The 1,959-nt window shown below is 59.3% G+C and carries 5 protein-coding genes; 4 read left to right on the forward strand and 1 reads right to left on the reverse strand.

Going from position 1 to position 1,959, the window contains the following annotated elements:
• The 3 genes from WCA53_RS28840 to WCA53_RS28850 form a co-directional block, all read left to right on the forward strand.
• Nucleotides 1-262, forward strand: a 262-nt coding sequence (locus tag WCA53_RS28840) for a hypothetical protein (RefSeq protein ID WP_423919109.1), incomplete at its 5' end; no start/stop codon positions are given.
• Nucleotides 262-411, forward strand: coding sequence for a thioredoxin family protein (locus WCA53_RS28845; protein WP_423919111.1), 150 nt, complete (start codon nucleotides 262-264; stop codon nucleotides 409-411). The genes WCA53_RS28840 and WCA53_RS28845, both read left to right, overlap by 1 nt.
• A gap of 233 nt (nucleotides 412-644) precedes the next feature.
• On the forward strand, nucleotides 645-920 hold the full coding sequence (locus WCA53_RS28850; RefSeq protein WP_423919114.1) for an HU family DNA-binding protein: 276 nt from the start codon (nucleotides 645-647) through the stop codon (nucleotides 918-920).
• 99 nt (nucleotides 921-1,019) lie between these two features.
• Here WCA53_RS28850 and WCA53_RS28855 read toward each other — a convergent pair whose 3' ends face one another.
• Complete coding sequence (locus tag WCA53_RS28855) at nucleotides 1,020-1,166, reverse strand: hypothetical protein (protein ID WP_423919117.1); 147 nt, start codon at nucleotides 1,164-1,166, stop codon at nucleotides 1,020-1,022.
• Nucleotides 1,167-1,330: 164 nt separating this feature from the next.
• On the opposite strand from WCA53_RS28855, the gene WCA53_RS28860 reads away from it, so the two are divergent.
• A complete protein-coding gene (locus WCA53_RS28860) occupies nucleotides 1,331-1,771 on the forward strand; it encodes an SET domain-containing protein (RefSeq protein WP_423919119.1) in 441 nt (146 codons plus the stop codon).
• The last annotated feature ends 188 nt before the right edge of the window (nucleotides 1,772-1,959 follow it).

The raw sequence follows: 1,959 nt of genomic DNA on the forward strand, positions 1-1,959 counted from the left end.
GTTCATGGCCGTGCTCGACCGCACCGCGGCGAAGGTGATTGCCTACGCGCTGCAGAAGTCCGCGCGCCGGGTGGGCGCCACCGTGATCGTGGCCACGACGCACACCGACATTGTGGAAGACCTCCAACCGAGTCTGTTCATCGAGAAGCGCTATCGCGAAAAGCTGCGCATCGAGACATTCGAGCGGCTTTGCGCCGCGGCGGCCGGCAAGGAAGCGCTCACGCGCGACGAAGCCTATGAACTCCTTTTGAGGATGCAGTGATGAACGATCAATACAAGGCAGCCGTCGCGCTGTCGAGCACCCAGGCGCAGCTCGTCTACTTCAGCACGCCGACGTGCGGGCCGTGCAAGACCCAGAAGCCGATGATGCAGCGACTGAAGGGTACCTATCCACATTTCTTCTCCCTGTAGTCGTGCCGTTACTAGGGTTGGGGATCGGCAAGATCACGCCGCTGGATAGGGAGAAATATGGGAAGAAAACGGGATTCTGGAGTCAGTTCCGCGACGGCCCGTAAGCATGAAGAAGAAAATCAAGTGAAGCAGTCCGCTGGCAAGGAGCGCGATACTCTGTCGTTCCTCCTGGGCATAGGCACTGGGGCTGCCGCGCGTCGGCGGGACGTTAAGAAAAATCTGAGAGAATGAATATGAACAAGCAAGAATTGGTTGACGCAATCGCATTGGCCGTCGGCACCACCAAGAGCGCCGCCGGCGAGACCCTCGACGCGTTTGTCGCCGTCGTGACGCAAGCCGTCGCCGAAGGCGATAGCGTGCAGTTGGTCGGCTTTGGTACCTTCAGCGCCGGCCACCGTGCGGCGCGCACCGGTCGCAACCCGAGGACCGGCGAAAGCTTGCAAATTGCGGCTGCAAAAACCGTCAAATTCACGGCCAGTAAGGCCTTCAAGGATTTAGTGAATTCGTAAGGGCGCTCGGCGTATCACCGGCGCTTTGCGCAACCCCATGGCAAGCGGTGGCGAAGCAATGGCTCGGCGCTTCAACACGGGAGGCAGCGTCGGCGACGCTTAAAACAGTTGATCATCAAGCGGCACCAGGTTCGTCCACTTCACGGCACTGCGCCGCTCGACGCCGTCACAGTGAATCGATTTGATCATGACTCGCTCGCCGCGCGCTTCGCCCAACACTTCGGCAATGCGATCGCCGTATCGCACGAGCGTTCCGCGGGCTGGTCGACGGCGAATGCTGGGTCGGGTGCGTTTCATCGGCATCGCGCAGGAAGGGTTTTTGCAACACGTATGATTATGCCCATTGCGGCGTAGCGCAACGTCTGGCGGCCGTGGTATCCGTCGTGCATTTCAAATCGTAGGTTTTTCTTATGCACCGAATCGTTGTGCGTCGCTCACCCGTTCATGGCCGATGCGTGTTCGCTTTAATCAACATCCCATCCGGGGAGTTACTGGCCGAATACAAAGGTGAAGTGACATCCTGGCGCGTCGCGAGCCAGCGCCATCAACGCAACAGCGCCGAGGACGGCCACACGTTTTTCTTTGGGTTGGATGACCGACATGTCATCTACGGTGCACGCGATGGCAATTCTGTACGTTGGCTCAACCATTGCTGCGAGCCGAACTGCGAGGAAGAGCACGAGGGGAGTCGTGTGTTTATCCGGGCCCTCGCTGACATCATGGCCGGCGAAGAGTTGTTCATCGATTATTTACTCGACGTGAGAGGCCGCCGCACGGCGGCTGTCAAAAAGCTGCATGGTTGTCGATGCGGCGCGCGGCACTGCCGAGGAACGATGCTCGCCCCGCGGTAAGTCGTTCAGGGCCATCGGCGGTCGTCGCGCGTTTTCAACTTGTCTACGCAATCGCGTACCTCGGGCGTCGACGGAAAGGATTGACGCGTTTTCACGCAAAGACGCGTAGGCAAAAAACAGTGGCGTTGCGATGGGCCTTATCGCGATGCCACCGCCGCCGAGCCCTCTCATAATTCAGTCCGTTATCC

The sequence above is a fragment of the Caballeronia sp. genome, assembly GCF_049581465.1.
Classification (GTDB): Bacteria; Pseudomonadota; Gammaproteobacteria; order Burkholderiales; family Burkholderiaceae; genus Caballeronia.